The sequence below is a fragment of the Nitrospira sp. genome, from assembly GCA_035968315.1.
In the GTDB taxonomy this organism is placed as follows: domain Bacteria; phylum Nitrospirota; class Nitrospiria; order Nitrospirales; family Nitrospiraceae; genus Nitrospira_D.
Map to the genome: position 1 here is coordinate 333,021 of JAVYIN010000003.1, position 16,958 is coordinate 349,978.

The window sequence follows — 16,958 nt, forward strand, 5'->3', positions numbered from 1 at the left end:
GCAGGCTCATGGCAACGAGTGAACGCGACTATTATCAAGTACTGGGAATCCCCAAGTCGGCGTCGGCGGACGAGATCAAGAAGGCCTACCGCCGCCTGGCGCGCCAACTCCATCCCGACATGCACAGCGGCAGCAAGAAAACCGAGATGGAGAAGAAGTTCAAGGAGTTGAACGAGGCACACGAGGTTCTGAGCGACCCGGATAAACGCAAGAAATACGATCAGCATGGCTCGAACTGGGAACAGGCCGAAGCCTACGAGCGCGCCCGCCAGGCCGCCGAAGCACAAGGCCGGACCCAGGCCCATTCCTTCAGTGGCGAAGGCTTCTCCGATATCTTTGAAAATCTCTTCGGGGGACGAGGCCGGAGCAGCGGAGGACGGGGATTTGCGGCCCAGGGGGAGGATCTGGAAACCGAGGCTGCGCTCTCGCTGCGCGAAGTCCTCACCGGCGTGACAAAGCGGGTGAATTTGCAAGAGCCTGCCCCCTGTCCTACCTGCAAGGGCAACGGGGCCATCAAGAATCGCCCCTGCCAGGGGTGCCTCGGAACCGGCAGCCTCATGGAATCAAAAACGATCGAGGTAAAAATCCCGGCCGGCGTGCAGGACGGCACCAGGGTACGCGTGGCAGGCAAAGGCCAGCCCGGCATGAATGGCGGCAAACGCGGGGATCTCTACCTCCATGTCACCATTGCGCCCGATAAGATCTTTCGCCGCCAAGGCAGCGATTTGCACGCGACGCTCCCCGTCTGGCCCTGGGAAGCCGCCATCGGCGCCGAGGTCATGGCTCCGACGCTGACCGAACCGGTGCGCGTCAAAATTCCTGCCGGGAGCCGGGCCGACAGCAAGCTGCGCCTCCGAGGCAAAGGGCTGCCGACCGCCGCAGGAGGCCACGGCGATCTCTTTCTCGTCTTGCAGATCGTGATGCCGGCCTCGTTGACCGACGAAGAACGCGCGCTCTATGCGCAACTGGGCCGCTTGCAACCGGGCGACCCGCGAGCCGAGCTGCTCGCGGCGGCGCAACGGAGCTAACCACACCGGACGTCCCGGAGATCCTCCCCCCATGCCACTCACAGAGTATGCCCTCCTGGCCTTCAGCTCGCTCTTCGTGATTGTCGATCCGATTGCGACCGTCCCCGCCTTCCTCGCAATGACCGCGCGCGATACAGTCCAGCAGCGCCTCCGGATGGCCCGCGTGGCCTGCCTGGTCATGGTCGGCGTCCTGGCGGGATTCGCCCTCGTCGGCCAATCCCTGTTCAATCTCCTGGGCATCACCCTCCCTGCCGTCCAAGTCGCCGGGGCGCTCGTGTTGCTTCTCGTGGCGCTGGATATGCTGCGGGCGCAGCGTTCGCCGGTGATGGAAACGGCGGCGGAAACAGAAGCCGCGAGCGCGAAGGACGACATTGCGATTACGCCCCTGGCCATTCCGATGCTGGCAGGCCCCGCCGCCATCTCCACCGTCATTTTGCTGGATGCCCAGGCCGCAGGGCTCGCGCAACGCGGTATCTTACTCGCTTGCCTTGTGGTGGTCGGTCTGGCAAGCTACATCATTCTGGCCCTCAGCGCGACGGGCGCCAAATGGCTGCCCCCGATGGCCGAAAAGATCGTGACCCGCCTGATGGGGCTGTTGCTGGCAGCACTGGCGGTCCAGTTTCTGTTTAATGGGCTGAAGGGAACAGGCGGGCTATTACAGCCATAATCTCAGATCATTCATCATCTTATGACATCAACCAAGGAGGACAGTATGCAACGATCCCGTACCGCACTCTTGACGGTGAGCCTTGCAACCGCATTCAGCCTCGTGCTCGGCACGTCCGGCGTCTGGGCCGAAGGCTATGGAAAAGAAGGCCATGCCGGCAGCGGCCACAGCGCCATGGGCGGCCCTGGCATGGGCATGATGCACAGCAGCACCGGCCATCTCATCCGCCACCTTCTGAAGCATGAAAAGGAAATCGGCCTGACCGCCGACCAGGTCGCCAAGCTGAAGGAGATCCAGCTCAACTTGGACAAGACGCGCATCAAGGCGGAAGCGGATATCCAGGTCGCGGAACGTGAATTGAAAGCCCTGACCGACGAGGAGAAATCCGATCTCGGGGCCATCGAAGCCAAGCTGAAGCAGAGCGAAGACCTGCAAGTCGGCCTGCGCCTGACGTCGATCAAGACCAAGCGCGAGGTGTTGGGCCTGTTGACCCCGGAACAACGCGCCAAGGAAAAGAGCGAGCACGAGAAAATGATGCAGGAGCACAAGGGCAGCGGCCACGGGAACCCGCATGGCGGCGGGGCAGCCAATCCCCATGGCGGTGCCAACCCCCACAAGAGCACCCCGTCCGCGCAATAACGCATCCACCAAGGAGGTCGCCCATGAAATCCCTGAGCCTGATCCTCACGCTCACCGTCGGAACCGTCTTAGCCCTTGGCTCTCCGGCTTGGAGTGACAAGAAGAAGGACGAGGGTGGCGACATCGCCGTCCTGGTGAAAGAAGCCAAACTCACCATCGATCAAGCGGTCAAGGCCGCGACCGACAAGGTGCCAGGCACGGTGGTCGAAGCGGAACTCGAAAAGAAGCACGACAAGATCGTCTGGGAAGTGGAAGTGCTGGGCGCGGATGGGAAGGTGACGGAAGTGTGCATCGACGCCGTGACCGGAGCCGTGCTCGACACCGAAGCCAAAGACAAGAAAGACGAAAAGAAAAAAGAAGGCAAGAAAGGAAAGTAATTCCTGCCTTCTCATTTCTCAACCATAGGTCGACTGCTCCCCAGGCTGATCAAAATGCCGTCCAGCAAGGCCGCAAGGAGAGAGGGCCCCGAGGCGTACGCAGGCAGGGTACGTTGAGGGGGCCGAACGACTGAGAACGAAGCTGGAGGGCATTTTCAGCAGCCTGAAAGAGGATGTTATGCCGAAAGAGTTAAAGCTCAAGAGTCACGATCTGCTGGTTGGCCCGGGCCGGGCACCGGCCCGGGCGATGTTGAAAGCGGTCGGGTTCACCGACGAAGATCTCTCCAAACCGATCGTCGGTGTGGCCAACACCTGGATCGAGGTCATGCCCTGCAATTACCATTTGCGGCGGCTCTCGGAACGGGTGAAAGCCGGCATTCGCGCGGCGGGCGGGACGCCGATCGAGTACAACACCATCGCCGTGTCCGATGGCATTTCCATGGGCACGGAAGGCATGAAGGCCTCCTTGATCAGCCGGGAAGTGATCGCGGATTCGATCGAGCTGGTGGCTCGCGGCCATCTGTTCGATGCCGTCGTAGCGCTCTCCGGCTGCGACAAAACCATTCCCGGCACCGTGATGGCGCTCGCCCGGCTGAATCTGCCCTCGGTGATGCTCTATGGCGGATCGATCATGCCCGGCCAATTCCAGGGGCATGACGTGACAATTCAGGACGTCTTCGAAGCCGTCGGCAAACATGCCTGCGGCAACATGACGAACGCCGAGCTGAAGGATCTGGAAGACCATGCCTGCCCGGGACCCGGCGCGTGCGGAGGCCAGTTTACCGCCAACACCATGGCCATTGCCTTCGAGTTCCTCGGGATGTCGCCCATGGGCCGCAACGGCGTCCCCGCCATGGATCCGCACAAAGATGACGTCGCCTTTGAATGCGGCAAGATGGTGATGGACTTGATCAAGCGGGATCTCCGCCCGAAGCAGATCATCACCCGCAAGTCGCTGGAGAATGCGATTGCCGCCGTGGCGACGACCGGCGGATCGACGAACGCCGTGCTGCACTTGCTGGCCGTCGCCCGCGAGATGGGCGTGAAGCTGACCATCGACGACTTCGACAAACTGAACCGCAAAGTGCCGCTTCTCGCGGACCTCAAACCGGGTGGTCATTACACGGCCTCGGACCTCTTTGCGGCGGGCGGCACCACCTTGGTTGCCAAACGCTTGCTGGACGCCGGCCTGTTGCACGCGAATCAGCCCACGGTCACCGGCCGGACTATCGGCGAGGAAGCTGCCACAGGGAAAGAAACGCCGGGGCAACAAGTCCTGCGCCCGCTCTCGAACCCCATCAAGCCCACAGGCGGATTGGTCATTTTGAAGGGCAACTTGGCGCCGGAAGGCTGCGTGGTGAAAGTCGCCGGACATTCCATTATGAAGTTCCAGGGCCCGGCGAAGGTCTATGAGCGGGAAGAAGATGCCTTTGCCGCCGTGAAAGCAGGACGGATCAAGGCAGGCGATGTCGTGGTTATTCGTTACGAGGGCCCGTCAGGCGGCCCCGGCATGAGAGAAATGCTGGGCGTCACGGCGGCGATCGTGGGGGCCGGGCTGGGCGACTCCGTCGCCCTGCTCACCGATGGACGGTTCTCCGGGGCCACACACGGCCTCATGGCCGGCCATGTCGCCCCGGAAGCCATCAAAGGCGGACCGATCGGCGCGGTCAAGACCGGCGATCTCATCACCTTCGATATCGCCAAGCGTCGTTTGGATGTGGCTCTCACCGAGAAGGAAATCAAAGCGCGCTTGAAGAAAGTGAAACATCCCAAGCCGCGCTATACCACCGGAGTGTTTGGCAAGTACGCCCGCCATGTCTCCTCGGCATCGGAAGGGGCGATCACGACCTAGGAAGAAACGGTCTGTCTGGTCTCTTCGGTCTATCTAGTCTGTCTGGCCTGAACCGCCAGACAGACGACCGAGGCCATCACGCGTCACCTCATCACAACACGTTGGTGTCGTTACCGCCCCTTCAATCGGCCGCGCATCTCTGAGATCATGCCTTCAAGATCAGCTTCGGCCTTTGCCCGATCACTGACCAGCTCGTCCAGGTTGTAGGAACGCACGGGAGAAAGACTCTCTGCAGACGTTGGCGGCACGGACGGCTTTACAGGGGCAACCTTCGGCGCAGGAACCTGGCTTGGGGCTGGACTCGGGGAGGCCAGCGCATGAGGAGGGGCCGCCTGGCCTACCGGAGCCTCAACCGCAGCACGCGTTGGTGCCGGAACGGACGAGGCGGGCTGCTGGCTGATCCCGCCCTGTTCGCGGAGCCATTGTCTTACCACCGCCGACTTGAGTGAAAAGCTGATACTGGTAATCGGCAGCCCATCCGGCGCCACACGGGCAATAGCCGTATTGACTCCGATCATGTGCCCCTCGCCATCGACGAGCGGGCCGCCGGAATTGCCCCGATTCAGGCCCGTTTCCGTCTGAAACACGTGCTTGCCCTTCACGCCGTTGAAATTATCGACTTCGGCGCTGATGACCCCCGTCGTCAAGGTCCAGAGTCCGCCCTGCTCCGGATGCCCGATCGCCACCACTCGATCGCCGATTCTCGTACCGGCGGAATCGCTGAGGTCAATCGTAGGGAGCGGCCCCGCAACCCCCTCAAGCTTCAGTAACGCCAGATCCAGCGGTGAGGAATAGGCCACAACTATAGCGCGCAGCATCCGTGAGAGATCGGCCTGTGAATCGCCGCTCACCCGTGCCGGCTTCAGAAATACCGACAACCGCGGATAGGGCTTGCCGGTTTTGTCGTCGATCACGACATGCGCATTCGTCAGCACCAGCCCGTCGGATTGAATGATGGATCCGGTTCCGCCACTTCCGTTTTTTCCGCTGTCGGGATGCCCCATCACCATGACAACCGCCGGCGAGGCCTGTTCGTAAATGTCTCGGGGCGAGAGGTCCTTCGCCTCTGCCATTGCGCTAAGGCAGCACACAACCACAAGTACGAGGCCGTATTTCATCGCGTCCCCCTTTGACCGCCAAGAATGGAACCGGCCCATGAGCCTATGGCTCCGGCGCAATGGGCCAGACCAACGTCGATCGTCGTAGAATAATGAACGCCGGAAGGCACCCATCGTTGACCGGATGATGGGCCCACCCGGAAGACGCAGGAACCGGCTATTGGCCCTTGTAGAATCCGGCGATCATCTCGGCGACATAGGCGAGCTGGGCTTCGGAGAGTTCGGCAAAGACCGGGAGCGAGAGCACCTCTGCCGCCGCCCGCTCAGACTCGGGGAACGCTCCTGTTCGATGGCCAAGATCCTGATAGCACTGCTGGAGATGCATGGGCAGGGGGTAATAAATCTCCGTCCCCACCCCTTTGTCTTTGAGGTAGGCGCGAAGCTCGTCTCGTTTCGAGACACGAACGGTATATTGGTTATAGACGTGGAAATTCCCCGGCCTGGTCGCAGGCAAGGTGACTCGATCGAGCAACCCGGCATCCTTGAATAACTGCTCATACCGAGCCGCATTGCGCCGGCGGCCTTCGGCCCACTGATCGAGATATTTCAATTTAATATGGAGCACGACGGCCTGGAGCGCATCCAAGCGGCTATTGATGCCGATCGCCTCATGGAGATACCGCACGCGGCTTCCATGCACCCGCAACATGGAGAGAGAATCCGCCAGCGCTTGATCGTTGGTCGTGATCATCCCGCCATCGCCAAAGCCCCCCAGATTCTTCGAGGGGAAAAAGCTGAAACAGGCAGTCTCGCCCAGCACGCCAGCCCGTTTGCCGCCCTGCCAGGCTCCGATCGCCTGGCAGGCATCTTCAATCACCGGGATCTTGTGCGCACGGGCAATACGATTGATCGCGTCCATATCGGCGCACTGGCCGAAGAGATGCACCGGAATGATCGCCTTTGTTCTCGGGGTGATCGCCCGCTCAAGCTGCGCAGGATCGAGATTGAAGATATCCCGCTGGATATCGATGAACACCGGCTTCGCCCCAAGCCGGGAAATGGCGCCAGCCGTGGCGAAGAAGGTAAATGGCACGGTGATGACCTCATCACCGTGGCCCACCCCCATGGCCATGAGGGAGAGCAACAGGGCATCGCTGCCCGAGGCGCAACTGATGGCATAACGGGCGCCGGTGTACTTGGCCACAGCCTCTTCAAATGCCACGACACGAGGACCGAGGATGAAGCCCTGTTCATCACACACGGTGTGCACCGCCGCCATGATTTCGGCACGGAGCGGTTGGAATTGAGCTTTGAGATCAAGCAAAGGGATATTCATGCGATTACGCTCGTGATTGGAGGATATAGCATGGGCTCTTCACAACACCCGATGCTCCATCAATACCCTGGACGCATTGTCTTTGCAAGCGGAGAAATAACCCGACGCGGACCAGCCGCCTCAGCGGAAGTCTCGCCGCTGGAAGATGATGCTGGCGGAAACCAAGAGAAAGGCGACATAGGTGAGTCCGTAGGCCACAATCAACAGCAGATCGGCCCCCGATACCTCCAGGTGGTGAATCACATGCCCCTTCAGATTGAACCGTTCTAAATTGGGGAGGACATAGTAGAGCCCATTGAGCAGCGCCTGCCCCCCCTCGCCCATTTTGGCCCCGAAGGTCTTGAGATCAGCCGTCAGATGCCCGATGACATAGGCGGCCAGCGTAAAGATGGCGCTGAGCGTCGCACTCGTAAACGTTGAGCAGAGCAGCGCAACCGCCGTGATCACCATAAACTCGACAAAGATGAGTCCCAGGGCCTTGAATAACATGCTGTCGATCGGCACCTCTTGCGCAATGAGCACCAGAAGCAACCCGCCGGCCATGATGAGGGTGTTCACGAACAACGTAATCGTCAACCCCAGATACTTCCCCACCAAAAATTGGTACCGGGCCACGGGCTTGGAGACGATGGTGTAAATCGTTTTCTTTTCAATCTCCTTATTGACCAGTCCAATGCCGACAAAAATCGCAATCAAGACGCCAAAAATATTGATGCTCCCGAGCCCGACATCCAGCAACAAGCGATGAAACTCACCCAACGTCAGCCGCATCAGCAGCAAGGAACTGCCGATCATCAAGAGGGCGAACACCAAGAGATTGTAGAGCAGCTTGTCCCGTAAATTTTCGCGGAAGGTATTCAGCGCAATCGACAGCACTTTCATACATGCACCTCCGCCGCCGGCTGCCCGCCCCGCACTTCACGGATAAAGAGATCTTCGAGCGAGGCCTTGTGCGGCGTCAACGAGACCAGCTTGGCGTTGGCCACGCGAATCACGTCGAGCGCCTCATCCACAGACTGCTGACTGGCCAGCACCACCATGACCCGCTCCCCATGGAGCACGACTTTACTGGCCAGCAGCCGAAGTTGCGCCAGTCCTTCTGGCGAGAGACGATCAACAACCATCTCCACCTCATGAGTCGCGCCACGCTCAATCAGATCCGACACCTGCCCGCAGGCGACTAATTTGCCCTTCATGATCATCGCCACGCGATCGCACAGCAGTTCCGCATCGTGCAAAATGTGGGAGCTGAACATCACAGTCTTCCCCGATTCCTTCAGTCGGAGGATGAGGTCACGGACCTCTTTCCGGCCAACCGGATCGAGCCCCGACATGGGCTCATCCAACACCACTAACTCAGGATCGTTAATCAGCGCCTGGGCAATCCCCACCCGCTGCAACATGCCCTTGGAAAACTTTCTGAGTTGCAGATCTCGCGCATGGGTCATGCCCACCAATTCAAGCAGCTCGTCCACGCGTGTATCGAGTGCCGCTCCCCAGAGGCCGAACAGATGGCCATAGAAGTTGAGAAACTCGCGGCTGGTGAGATAGTCATAGAAATACGGGGACTCCGGCAAAAACCCGAGCTTGGCCTTGGACGCGGGATCACCGATCGGATGGCCCAAAATCGAAGCCTGTCCGCTTGTGGGATAGATGAGGCCCATCAACATCTTGATCGTCGTGGTCTTCCCTGCCCCATTGGGGCCGAGAAAGCCGAACACTTCACCCCGTCGCACGCTCAACGAGAGTTGATCGACGGCGGTTACCCGCTTTCCCCAAAACCCTACGCGAAACACTTTGGAGAGTTGATCGATCTGAACCACGACATCTGAACTAGGCATCACCACTTACTCCCATGTCCGAGGGAACACATAGGCAGGCTCTATTTTCGGATATCTATAAACAGGTGGCCGCTTACGTTTATAAAACGTGCGTAGCCGTTCTGGATGGGTAGAACTGAACACTGAACCGGTCTCATGATTCAACCGATATTCACCGCCAAATGGCTCCACTGGAAGACCGGATAAAATCCTGTCGGCCACTAATGCCATGAGTGTCGTCGGGAAAGCCCGATGTGATATCTGATACGTTTCGATGGCACGTTCAAGAATTCGAATATCTCTTTCAATGATAACTTCTTTCATCCTTTTCACCAAGACATCTCGCACATCTGGATCATTCGTCTCTCGTATACGCGCGTCCAGAAAGGCCATGGCTGTTTCAGGATTCCCCGCCTCCGCAGCCATACGAGTGGCAAGCCCAGGAAGATAGGCTGGCCGATCTGGAAGAATAGCCGCTTTCATAAGGTACTCTGCCCCCTTAGCCGGATCAGCTAGCAGAAAATAGTAATTGTAGCCAAGGAGAAAAGGAATATTCCAAACACTGGGATTTTCGTTGGCGCCCTTTTCAAGTAGGCGATTACTCAAGTCCGTGCGGTTGGCCTGATCGACGAGAACAACTCCGCCGGCATAGTAGGGATAGGTATATTGGGGATCGAGCGTCGTAATGACATCCAGTGTATGATACATCCACTCGTATTCGTCTTCGCTAATCCCTCTCTTCCCCACAACCTGTAACAGCCTGAGCCAAAGAAGGTCGGCCCCTAAGTGATGGTAGCCGAGCAAGGCAGGTTTTAAATATTCGCCTTTGGGCAACTGCGCGAGCCCCTCAATCTGAATGACGGTTCGATCCTGTCGCCGATCGAGTTCTCCTTGGACCCAACCAAGGATCAGCAGCAACACCCCTCCCCCAAAGCCCAGCAGAATCTGATTTAGGAGGACTGTGCTGCGGCAATATACGAACGGTTTTGAAACTGCCATGGGAGATATACCGGCAGGCGAATAAAACGGAACGTCCTGGCAGCCGAATGGCTGCCAGGACCCATTCCTAGATAACTACTTGGCTTAGAATGTTCCGACAGTACAATCCGCTGAGCCGTTGTCCTGGCTCGCACCCCAATGTGAAATCGTACCATCTCCATCCAAGTTGGACTGTGCAAACGCATTGAAACCAACGTCCGTAGCCGCTCCAGCAGCACCCGTGAGCGCATTCGTGTTGGTTCCAAAGGCAGCTGGGGCACATGCCAGGACTGGCACTGTAGAGCCCGTCGCCGCCGGAACAACTCCATACTGATACAGAACACTTCCGGTTGCCACAAACCCGATGTCGAGGAAAGACGCGGTGGCCGGAGCAGTAAAGGTTACAGTGCAATAGTCTGTTATGCCACCAGGCGCTGGTGTCGCAGCGGTTGACCAGGGGGTAGGAGTATTCTTAGCCGTGGTGCTGGGTGTGTTGCCAGTTGGCCAAACGGGGACGCCAATGTAGCAGCCTCGCTCAGCCTGAAATGAGGTCATCGAGGTCCGGATCGCGCCTAAGTTGGTCTTGGCCTCAGCCTGCCGAGACTTCATCTGGTACTGCAAGAAGTTCGGAATGGCGATGGCCGCCAAGATGCCGATGATCGCCACGACGATCATCAACTCGATGAGGGTGAAACCCTCTTGTTTGCGGAATGACTTCAACATTGCACTGCCTCCTGGTTGATGGTTACTGACGGGCCCAACTTACTTCTTGTGCCTTGGTCATCTGCGGCGCCTCTACTGCCGCCTACCTGTGCCTTAGCAGGATCGGTGCCTGTCAGCGTCAGAATCGACTCTATCACCAGACGTATGGAAATCAATCATTTACGAATTTCATCCCACGCGACATCGCGCATCCATCACCAACGGCCTTTCCTCTTTGTGCCCACAGATGCCAAGAATTGGCACTTTTTCTTCTTCAACGACGATTCTGTGCATGTGTCGCACGTTCCTCACGCGACAGCTCTGGATGAGGTACACAATCCGATCTGAACAGACTACAACCGAACATACCGCACGTATCTGATTGAATCTCTTCGTGAAATGCATGTGATCGAACCGGGCGCGCTTGCACTTTACGCGCAACCCGGGAACTTGTCGGCGGGGAAATTCTCTGGTGTTGATGAATGGGAAGAAGAACGAAAGAAATCTGTACGAGGAAAGTTACGGTGTCTGTATCTTGTCTGATACGCGGCGCTTGGCTTGCTGGATGCGGTCTTCCTGCCCGGGATCGCCAAATCCTTGCTCGCGGAATCGTTGCGCGAGCTTGTCGTTCGATGGATCGAGTTCTAGCGAATGGAGCCAGGCTTCTCTGGCCTCTGACAGCTTCTGCTGTTTCACATAGATTTCACCCAGATGTTCGTAAATAACCGCATCATCCCCCACCAACGCCACGGCCCGCTTGATTTCAGCGAGTGCCTCCGCCAGCATGCCTGACTTGAAAAACGCCCAGCCCAAGCTATCGACGTAATACCCATTCTCCGGCTTGAGCGCGACCGCCTGCCTGGTGAGTGAGACGGCCTGCTCGATCTTGATCCCGCGATCGGCATAACTGTAGCCCAGATAGTTCATGGCATCGGCATGATGCGGATCCAAGGCCAGCGCCGATTCCATGGTCCGCACCACATCATCGAACCGGTTCAGCTTGTCGTAGACGGTGCCGAGGTTAAAGTGCAGGTCGGCATGCTTGGGATGATGCCTCAACCCCTCTTCAAAGGTCTGTACCGACTTCTCAAACTGCTCAGCCTGCAGATAGGCCAGCCCCAAGACAATAAAGGGCTCCGGTTGCTTGGGGTTGAGCCTGGTGGCCTCGCTCAGGTGAACGATCGCCTCGGCATAGTGCTTCAGCCGATAGTGCAACACGCCAAGATGAATATGACTCTCGACATAGGTCGCATCGAGTTGCAGATTGAACTGATAGGCGTCGATCGCCTTGGGCAGCTCCCTCGTCTCCTCATAGAGATAGCCCAGATAATCCCGCACTTTCAGTTCGGCCGGACGCACTGTAAGCACAGCCTGGAGTTGTTCGATGGCCTTGGGGAAGTCTTTTTTTTCTCCATAGATCAAGGCCATCCTGAGCTGGGCATCAAGATCTCCGGGCTCTTCGGCCAGCATTTTCTCCAATTCGGCTAATCCACCGGCATAGTCTTTGGCCGCCACGTACAGCTGCACCAGCCGTTGCCGGATATCTTTGTTGTTCGGATTGACCCGATCGAGATACCGCCTGAGAATGCCAATCGCTTTTTCTTTCTCCTGCCGCGATTCATACAGAGAGGCTTCAGCCAGATAGGCCGGCTCAAACAAGGGATTCACGACAATGGCCCGTTCAAAACTGGCGACGGCTTGCTCCATATTCCCTACGTCGCCATAGATCCGCCCGAGATAATAATGCCCATTGGGCGAGTCCGGCGATACAGCCAGCCCCTGCTTCATCGTCTGCTCGGCTTCGGCCATCCGTTTTTGATTGACGAGAATGATGCCCTTATGGAAATAGGCCTCGCCTTTATTAGGCTCGCGTTCAATGGCCAGATCCAAGAAATGCAACGCTCGATCGGCCTTGCCGGCGCTCGCCAAAATGCTGGCTAGCTGTATGAGCAGCGGCGCCTCCTGGCCGCCCCCCTCTCCTGCCTCTTCGGCATACCGTACGGCATTGGGCAGATCGCCCAATCCAAAGTAAATCCCCGCTAAACGGGCCTTTACGGAACGGGAAGACGGATCGGCCTTCAACACGGCACGATATTCCTGAATGGCTTTCTCTGTGTCCTGCGCCAGTTCCGCCTGATAGCCCAGCATAAAATGATAGGCCGCCGAGGCATCGGGCACAGGGGCTGGTTTTGGCGTGACGCTCGCGGTGACGGCTGGCTGCGGTTCCTGCGGTTTGGGTGCCGCTGCGCAAGCCACGATAACGAGCGGAATCAGCGCGAGCCACAACCGCTTCCCCGACCGGGACAGCGCCAGACCGGAAGATGCGCCCACGATGGAAGAATTCTGTAATGTCGTCACGGTACCCTTATGAGGGAAAAGACTCGGAGTGCGCCGCACTGATGAAAAGAAGTATACCGAGCGGAGAAAAGACCCGTCAAACAACTTCGCGCGTATCGAGATTCTCGAATTTCGCATACTTGCTGTGGAAATGGAGATCGACCTTGCCGATCGGCCCGTTCCGGTGCTTGCTGACGATGATATCGGCAATGCCTTTGCGCTCGGAGTTCTGATCGTAGACCTCTTCGCGATAAATAAACATGACCACGTCGGCGTCCTGCTCGATGGCGCCGCTTTCTCGAAGGTCGGCGAGCATGGGGATCGGCGGTTTTCTCGCTTCGACCGCCCGGCTTAGCTGCGACAGGGCCACGACCGGCACGTTCAGCTCTTTGGCCAAGGCTTTCAGCGACCGGGAGATATCGGAGATTTCCTGCTGCCGTGACTCCGAATCGCTCCGCCCCTGCATCAGCTGGAGATAATCGACGATGAGGAGATCCAGCCCTTTTTCCGCTTTGAGACGGCGGGCCTTCCCGCGCATCTGCTGCACCGTAATGCCGCCGGTGTCGTCGATATAGATCGGGGCCTGCTCCAGCTTGCCGGCCGCTTCCGCCAGCCGCCACCAATCTTCCTTCTGCAGCTTGCCCGTCCGCAGGCCGTGCGAATCGACGCGGGCCTCGGAACTCAACATGCGCAAGACGATTTGCGGCTTGGACATTTCGAGGCTGAAAATCCCCACGACAGATTTGGCATGGATCGCCGCATGGGTCGCAAACCCCAACGCCAGACTGGTCTTGCCCATGCTCGGGCGGCCGGCCACGACCACGAGGTCGGACGGCTGCAGCCCCGCCGAGAGATCGTCCAGGTCGATAAAGCCGGTCGGCACACCCGTGACATGCTCTTTCCGCTTCGAGAGCTGATCGACCAGGTCGAGACTCTCTTTAATGATCTCGTTGATCGGACTGAAGGCGCGCTCGAGCTTGCCCTGCGCAATACTGAAGACGGAGCGCTCGGCAAAATCGAGCAGGTCGTCGATGGAGGAGGTGCCCTCGTACCCTTTCGTCAACACTTCGGTCGAGGTATGAATGAGCTGACGGGCGACGGATTTGTCGCGCACGATCTTGCAGTGATAGCGGACGTTCGCCGCGCTGGACACCGATTGCACGAGTTCGGCGAGGTAGGCCGCACCGCCGACCGACTCCAGCTCGGTCTTGGCCTTCAGCCGTTCCGTCAGCGTAATCTGGTCAATGACCTCGCCGATATCGGACAAGTCGAGCATCGCCCGATACACCTTGCGATGCGCCGTGCGGTAAAAATCCTCTTCCTGGAGCAGCTCCATCGCCTTCGGCATGGCCGCATTGTCCAGCAGAATGGCGCCCAATACCGACTGCTCCGCCTCCAAATTCTGCGGCGGCAGTTTCGGCTGGGAAAGATCGACCGCCCCCATCGACTTCATCCACTCCCCTTCGACGCCTGTCAGGATTTTCGTGCGGGCACAGCCCGAGCACCTTTGCGAGAAGCCTGGTCCCCTAATGCACGGAAGAGGCGATCGACGTTCAGCGCAAATCCGGTGGAGGGCACATTCCGCCCAAACCGCCCGATCAGATGATCGTACCGGCCACCGCCCCCTAACTCTACGCCGACGCCTTCGGCAAATACGTCAAACACCACTCCATCGTAGTAATCGAAGCCACGGAACTCACCCAAATCTAGGAAGAGCACATCCTGATGCCCAGCCTTACAGAGCGACTGATACACCGCCGTCAGCCGGCTCAATGCGCGCAAGAGTGCCCGATCCCCTCCAGCCAACTCCCGTCCTCTAGCCAGCACTTCGTCCTGGCCGCAGAGTTCCGGCGCTTCCAAAATGCTCTTGGCGTATTTCTTGGCCACGCGCTCATGATCCAAAATCTCCAGCAGGTGCGGAAGATCTTTACGCGCCGCCGCCTGCTCGGCCCGCTTCTGTCCTTCCGGAGACAGCCCGGCACGAACCAATAGCCCCTTGAAGAAACCGACATGTCCCAATGAGATTTTGAAGGAACGCAGACCGACCCGCTGCAGACACTCGATCAGAAGGGTCACAATTTCGCTGTCGGCCGCGGCCTCATCTGCACCGATGAATTCGGCGCCAACCTGAAAGATCTCCCGGTCCCGTCCCGCATGCTCCGGTTCATAACGGAAGACCGACGTCCGATAGGACAACCGCAGAGGCAGCTGGGCCCCCATCATCCCCATGGCAACGGTCCTCGCAATCTGCGCCGTGGCATCGGGGCGGAGAAGCAGGATTCGACCGGTTGTGCGGTCCGCGAACTTGTAACATTTCTCGATCAGCTCCGGCTCTAAGCCCGGCGTAAGCACGTCGAGATATTCGAATGTCGGCAGGATGATTTCTTCATAGCCCCGCCGCGTGAGCTGGCCGAGCAGCTGCGACTCCAGCTGCCGCACCTGTTTGGCGGCAGCCGGCAAGATGGTCGCCATGCCGGAAGGGACCAGAGAACGCTCACGCAGAGAGTTCGTCTGCCCCGATGGGACGGGCGGCTTCGAAGGAGCAGAGGCCATAGCAGACCGAGCGTGTCTCAATGGTTAGGAAAGGTTCGCGACTTTCACCGACAATATATTGGAGCTGGACTTAATGGTGTCCAATACCGCTGCTGGGAACGACGTATCCGATCCGATAATCAACAAGGCATTCCCGCCGCGCTTTTCCAGCGCGCACTGCATGCGCACGATATTGATGTTGTTCTCGCCAAGCACATGGCCCACCATTCCAATCACACCGGGGCGATCGACATTGTGAATGAACAGCATGTGCCCTTCGGGAACCACTTCGACCTTAAAGTTGTCGATCTCGACGACCCGGGCGTCTTTCTTATGGTAGAGCGTGCCCGCCACCTGATGCGTGGCCTTCCCCGCCTCGACCTTAACGCGAATCAGGCTGGTAAAATCGCCCGCATCCGAACTCTTGATTTCTTTGACTTCGATGCCCCGCTCTTTCGCCACCACCGGAGCATTGACGTAGTTCACCGGGTTTTCCATGATGGGCGTCAGCAAACCCTTCAACACGCCGATCGTCAACGGCGCGATTGAGAGCGTCGACACTTCCCCGCTATATTCCACCGTGACCCGCTCGATCCCGCCCTGGCACAATTGCGATTGCAGCGAGCCCATTTTCTCTACAAGCGTCAGGTACGGCTGCAAGCGCGGCAACAATTCCGGAGCGATCGACGGAATATTCACCGCCCCCCTGGCCACGCCCTTCGTAAAGTAGTCCACGACCTGTTCGGCGATCCCGACCGCGACATTTTCCTGCGCTTCGGTCGTCTGGGCGCCGATATGCGGCGTGCAGATGAAATTGTCCAACGTCAAGAGCGGGTTATCTGCCTTGACCGGCTCTTCCTCAAACACGTCGAAGGCCGCGGCCGCCACTTTCTTGCTCTTCAACGCCTCGACCAGATCGGCCTCGTTGATGATCCCGCCGCGGGCGCAATTCACGATCATCACACCGGGCTTCATCGTGGCAATGGCCTGCGCGTTGATGATGCCCTTGGTTTCCGGCGTCAACGGGGTATGGACCGAAATGATATCGGCGCTCTTGAACAATTCAGGCAGCGCCATCATTGTCACGCCCATTTTCTCCGCTCGCTCCTGGGCCAAATAGGGATCGTACGCAATCACTCGCATGCCGATGCCTTGCGCCATTTTCGTCAAATGGCTGCCGATTTGGCCGACGCCGACGATGCCCAGCACCTTATTATAAAGCTCGACGCCCATGAACTTGTCTTTTTCCCACTTGCCGGCCTTGACCGACGCGGTGGCCTGCGGAATCCGCCGGCTCATGGCGCAAATCATGGACATCGTGTGCTCGGCCGTCGTGACGGTATTGCCGCCCGGCGTATTCATCACGACGATGCCACGCTTCGTGGCCGCCGGCGTATCGACGTTATCGAGGCCGGAGCCTGCGCGGCCCACGATCTTCAGCTTCGGCGCCGCGGCGATCAGCTCCTCGGTCACCTTGGTGCCGGACCGCACGATCAATCCATCGGCGTCCTGTATCTCTTTGAACAACTCTTCCTTCGGCATTTTGGATTTCACCACAACGGTGAAACCCGCCTTTTCGAGGAGTTCGACGCCCTGCTTCGATAAACTGTCGCTGATCAGGATTTTCATGAA

15 protein-coding genes are annotated in these 16,958 nt (G+C 58.5%); 5 read left to right on the forward strand and 10 right to left on the reverse strand.

Translation table 11 applies throughout. The features are described from left to right. Positions 1-8 precede the first annotated feature (8 nt). From RI101_03490 to ilvD, 5 genes are all read left to right on the forward strand, one after another. Complete coding sequence (locus RI101_03490) at positions 9-1,028, forward strand: DnaJ C-terminal domain-containing protein (GenBank protein MEC4889103.1); 1,020 nt, start codon at positions 9-11, stop codon at positions 1,026-1,028. Between the two features lie 31 nt (positions 1,029-1,059). Beyond that, a complete protein-coding gene (locus RI101_03495; GenBank protein ID MEC4889104.1) occupies positions 1,060-1,695 on the forward strand; it encodes a MarC family protein in 636 nt (211 codons plus the stop codon). 45 nt (positions 1,696-1,740) lie between these two features. Then, positions 1,741-2,334: a hypothetical protein gene (locus tag RI101_03500; GenBank protein MEC4889105.1), complete on the forward strand. Its 594-nt coding sequence runs from the start codon at positions 1,741-1,743 to the stop codon at positions 2,332-2,334. 23 nt (positions 2,335-2,357) lie between these two features. Further along, complete coding sequence (locus RI101_03505) at positions 2,358-2,711, forward strand: PepSY domain-containing protein (protein MEC4889106.1); 354 nt, start codon at positions 2,358-2,360, stop codon at positions 2,709-2,711. Between the two features lie 178 nt (positions 2,712-2,889). Continuing rightward, the gene (gene ilvD / locus RI101_03510) at positions 2,890-4,563 is read left to right on the forward strand and encodes a dihydroxy-acid dehydratase (GenBank protein MEC4889107.1); all 1,674 of its coding nucleotides are present in this window, start codon (positions 2,890-2,892) and stop codon (positions 4,561-4,563) included. Positions 4,564-4,673: 110 nt separating this feature from the next. Here the strand turns inward: ilvD and RI101_03515 are convergent, their stop codons facing one another. The 10 genes from RI101_03515 to serA all read right to left on the reverse strand — a co-directional run bounded on the left by RI101_03515 (position 4,674) and on the right by serA (position 16,955). Further along, positions 4,674-5,681, reverse strand: a complete 1,008-nt coding sequence (locus RI101_03515; protein ID MEC4889108.1) for a trypsin-like peptidase domain-containing protein — start codon at positions 5,679-5,681, stop codon at positions 4,674-4,676. 157 nt (positions 5,682-5,838) lie between these two features. Further along, entirely contained in the window at positions 5,839-6,957 is a 1,119-nt protein-coding gene (locus tag RI101_03520) for a DegT/DnrJ/EryC1/StrS family aminotransferase (protein MEC4889109.1), read from the reverse strand. A gap of 120 nt (positions 6,958-7,077) precedes the next feature. Then, positions 7,078-7,839, reverse strand: coding sequence for an ABC transporter permease (locus RI101_03525; protein MEC4889110.1), 762 nt, complete (start codon positions 7,837-7,839; stop codon positions 7,078-7,080). Next, on the reverse strand, positions 7,836-8,798 hold the full coding sequence (locus RI101_03530; protein ID MEC4889111.1) for an ABC transporter ATP-binding protein: 963 nt from the start codon (positions 8,796-8,798) through the stop codon (positions 7,836-7,838). The genes RI101_03525 and RI101_03530 overlap by 4 nt, the downstream gene beginning before the upstream one ends. Positions 8,799-8,804: 6 nt before the next feature. Next, positions 8,805-9,776: a hypothetical protein gene (locus RI101_03535; protein MEC4889112.1), complete on the reverse strand. Its 972-nt coding sequence runs from the start codon at positions 9,774-9,776 to the stop codon at positions 8,805-8,807. Positions 9,777-9,860: 84 nt separating this feature from the next. Beyond that, positions 9,861-10,478: a prepilin-type N-terminal cleavage/methylation domain-containing protein gene (locus tag RI101_03540; GenBank protein MEC4889113.1), complete on the reverse strand. Its 618-nt coding sequence runs from the start codon at positions 10,476-10,478 to the stop codon at positions 9,861-9,863. 498 nt (positions 10,479-10,976) lie between these two features. Continuing rightward, positions 10,977-12,815 carry a tetratricopeptide repeat protein gene (locus tag RI101_03545; protein MEC4889114.1) on the reverse strand — a complete coding sequence of 613 codons (1,839 nt, stop codon included), beginning with the start codon at positions 12,813-12,815 and terminating at the stop codon, positions 10,977-10,979. A 76-nt stretch (positions 12,816-12,891) separates the two neighbouring features. Beyond that, a complete protein-coding gene (dnaB, locus tag RI101_03550; protein MEC4889115.1) occupies positions 12,892-14,247 on the reverse strand; it encodes a replicative DNA helicase in 1,356 nt (451 codons plus the stop codon). A 20-nt stretch (positions 14,248-14,267) separates the two neighbouring features. Then, positions 14,268-15,266: an ATP phosphoribosyltransferase regulatory subunit gene (gene hisZ, locus RI101_03555; GenBank protein MEC4889116.1), complete on the reverse strand. Its 999-nt coding sequence runs from the start codon at positions 15,264-15,266 to the stop codon at positions 14,268-14,270. A gap of 105 nt (positions 15,267-15,371) precedes the next feature. Beyond that, positions 15,372-16,955, reverse strand: a complete 1,584-nt coding sequence (serA, locus tag RI101_03560; GenBank protein ID MEC4889117.1) for a phosphoglycerate dehydrogenase — start codon at positions 16,953-16,955, stop codon at positions 15,372-15,374. Positions 16,956-16,958 lie beyond the last annotated feature (3 nt).

Coding starts and splice junctions, on each gene's coding strand:
- RI101_03515 (MEC4889108.1), bottom strand. CDS start 5,681: ATGAAATACGGCCTCGTACTTGTGGTTGTGTGCTGCCTTAGCGCAATG.
- dnaB (MEC4889115.1), bottom strand. CDS start 14,247: ATGAAGTCGATGGGGGCGGTCGATCTTTCCCAGCCGAAACTGCCGCCG.
- RI101_03525 (MEC4889110.1), bottom strand. CDS start 7,839: ATGAAAGTGCTGTCGATTGCGCTGAATACCTTCCGCGAAAATTTACGG.
- RI101_03490 (MEC4889103.1), top strand. CDS start 9: ATGGCAACGAGTGAACGCGACTATTATCAAGTACTGGGAATCCCCAAG.
- RI101_03530 (MEC4889111.1), bottom strand. CDS start 8,798: ATGCCTAGTTCAGATGTCGTGGTTCAGATCGATCAACTCTCCAAAGTG.
- RI101_03495 (MEC4889104.1), top strand. CDS start 1,060: ATGCCACTCACAGAGTATGCCCTCCTGGCCTTCAGCTCGCTCTTCGTG.
- serA (MEC4889117.1), bottom strand. CDS start 16,955: ATGAAAATCCTGATCAGCGACAGTTTATCGAAGCAGGGCGTCGAACTC.
- hisZ (MEC4889116.1), bottom strand. CDS start 15,266: ATGGCGACCATCTTGCCGGCTGCCGCCAAACAGGTGCGGCAGCTGGAG.
- ilvD (MEC4889107.1), top strand. CDS start 2,890: ATGCCGAAAGAGTTAAAGCTCAAGAGTCACGATCTGCTGGTTGGCCCG.
- RI101_03505 (MEC4889106.1), top strand. CDS start 2,358: ATGAAATCCCTGAGCCTGATCCTCACGCTCACCGTCGGAACCGTCTTA.
- RI101_03520 (MEC4889109.1), bottom strand. CDS start 6,957: ATGAATATCCCTTTGCTTGATCTCAAAGCTCAATTCCAACCGCTCCGT.
- RI101_03540 (MEC4889113.1), bottom strand. CDS start 10,478: ATGTTGAAGTCATTCCGCAAACAAGAGGGTTTCACCCTCATCGAGTTG.
- RI101_03500 (MEC4889105.1), top strand. CDS start 1,741: ATGCAACGATCCCGTACCGCACTCTTGACGGTGAGCCTTGCAACCGCA.
- RI101_03535 (MEC4889112.1), bottom strand. CDS start 9,776: ATGGCAGTTTCAAAACCGTTCGTATATTGCCGCAGCACAGTCCTCCTA.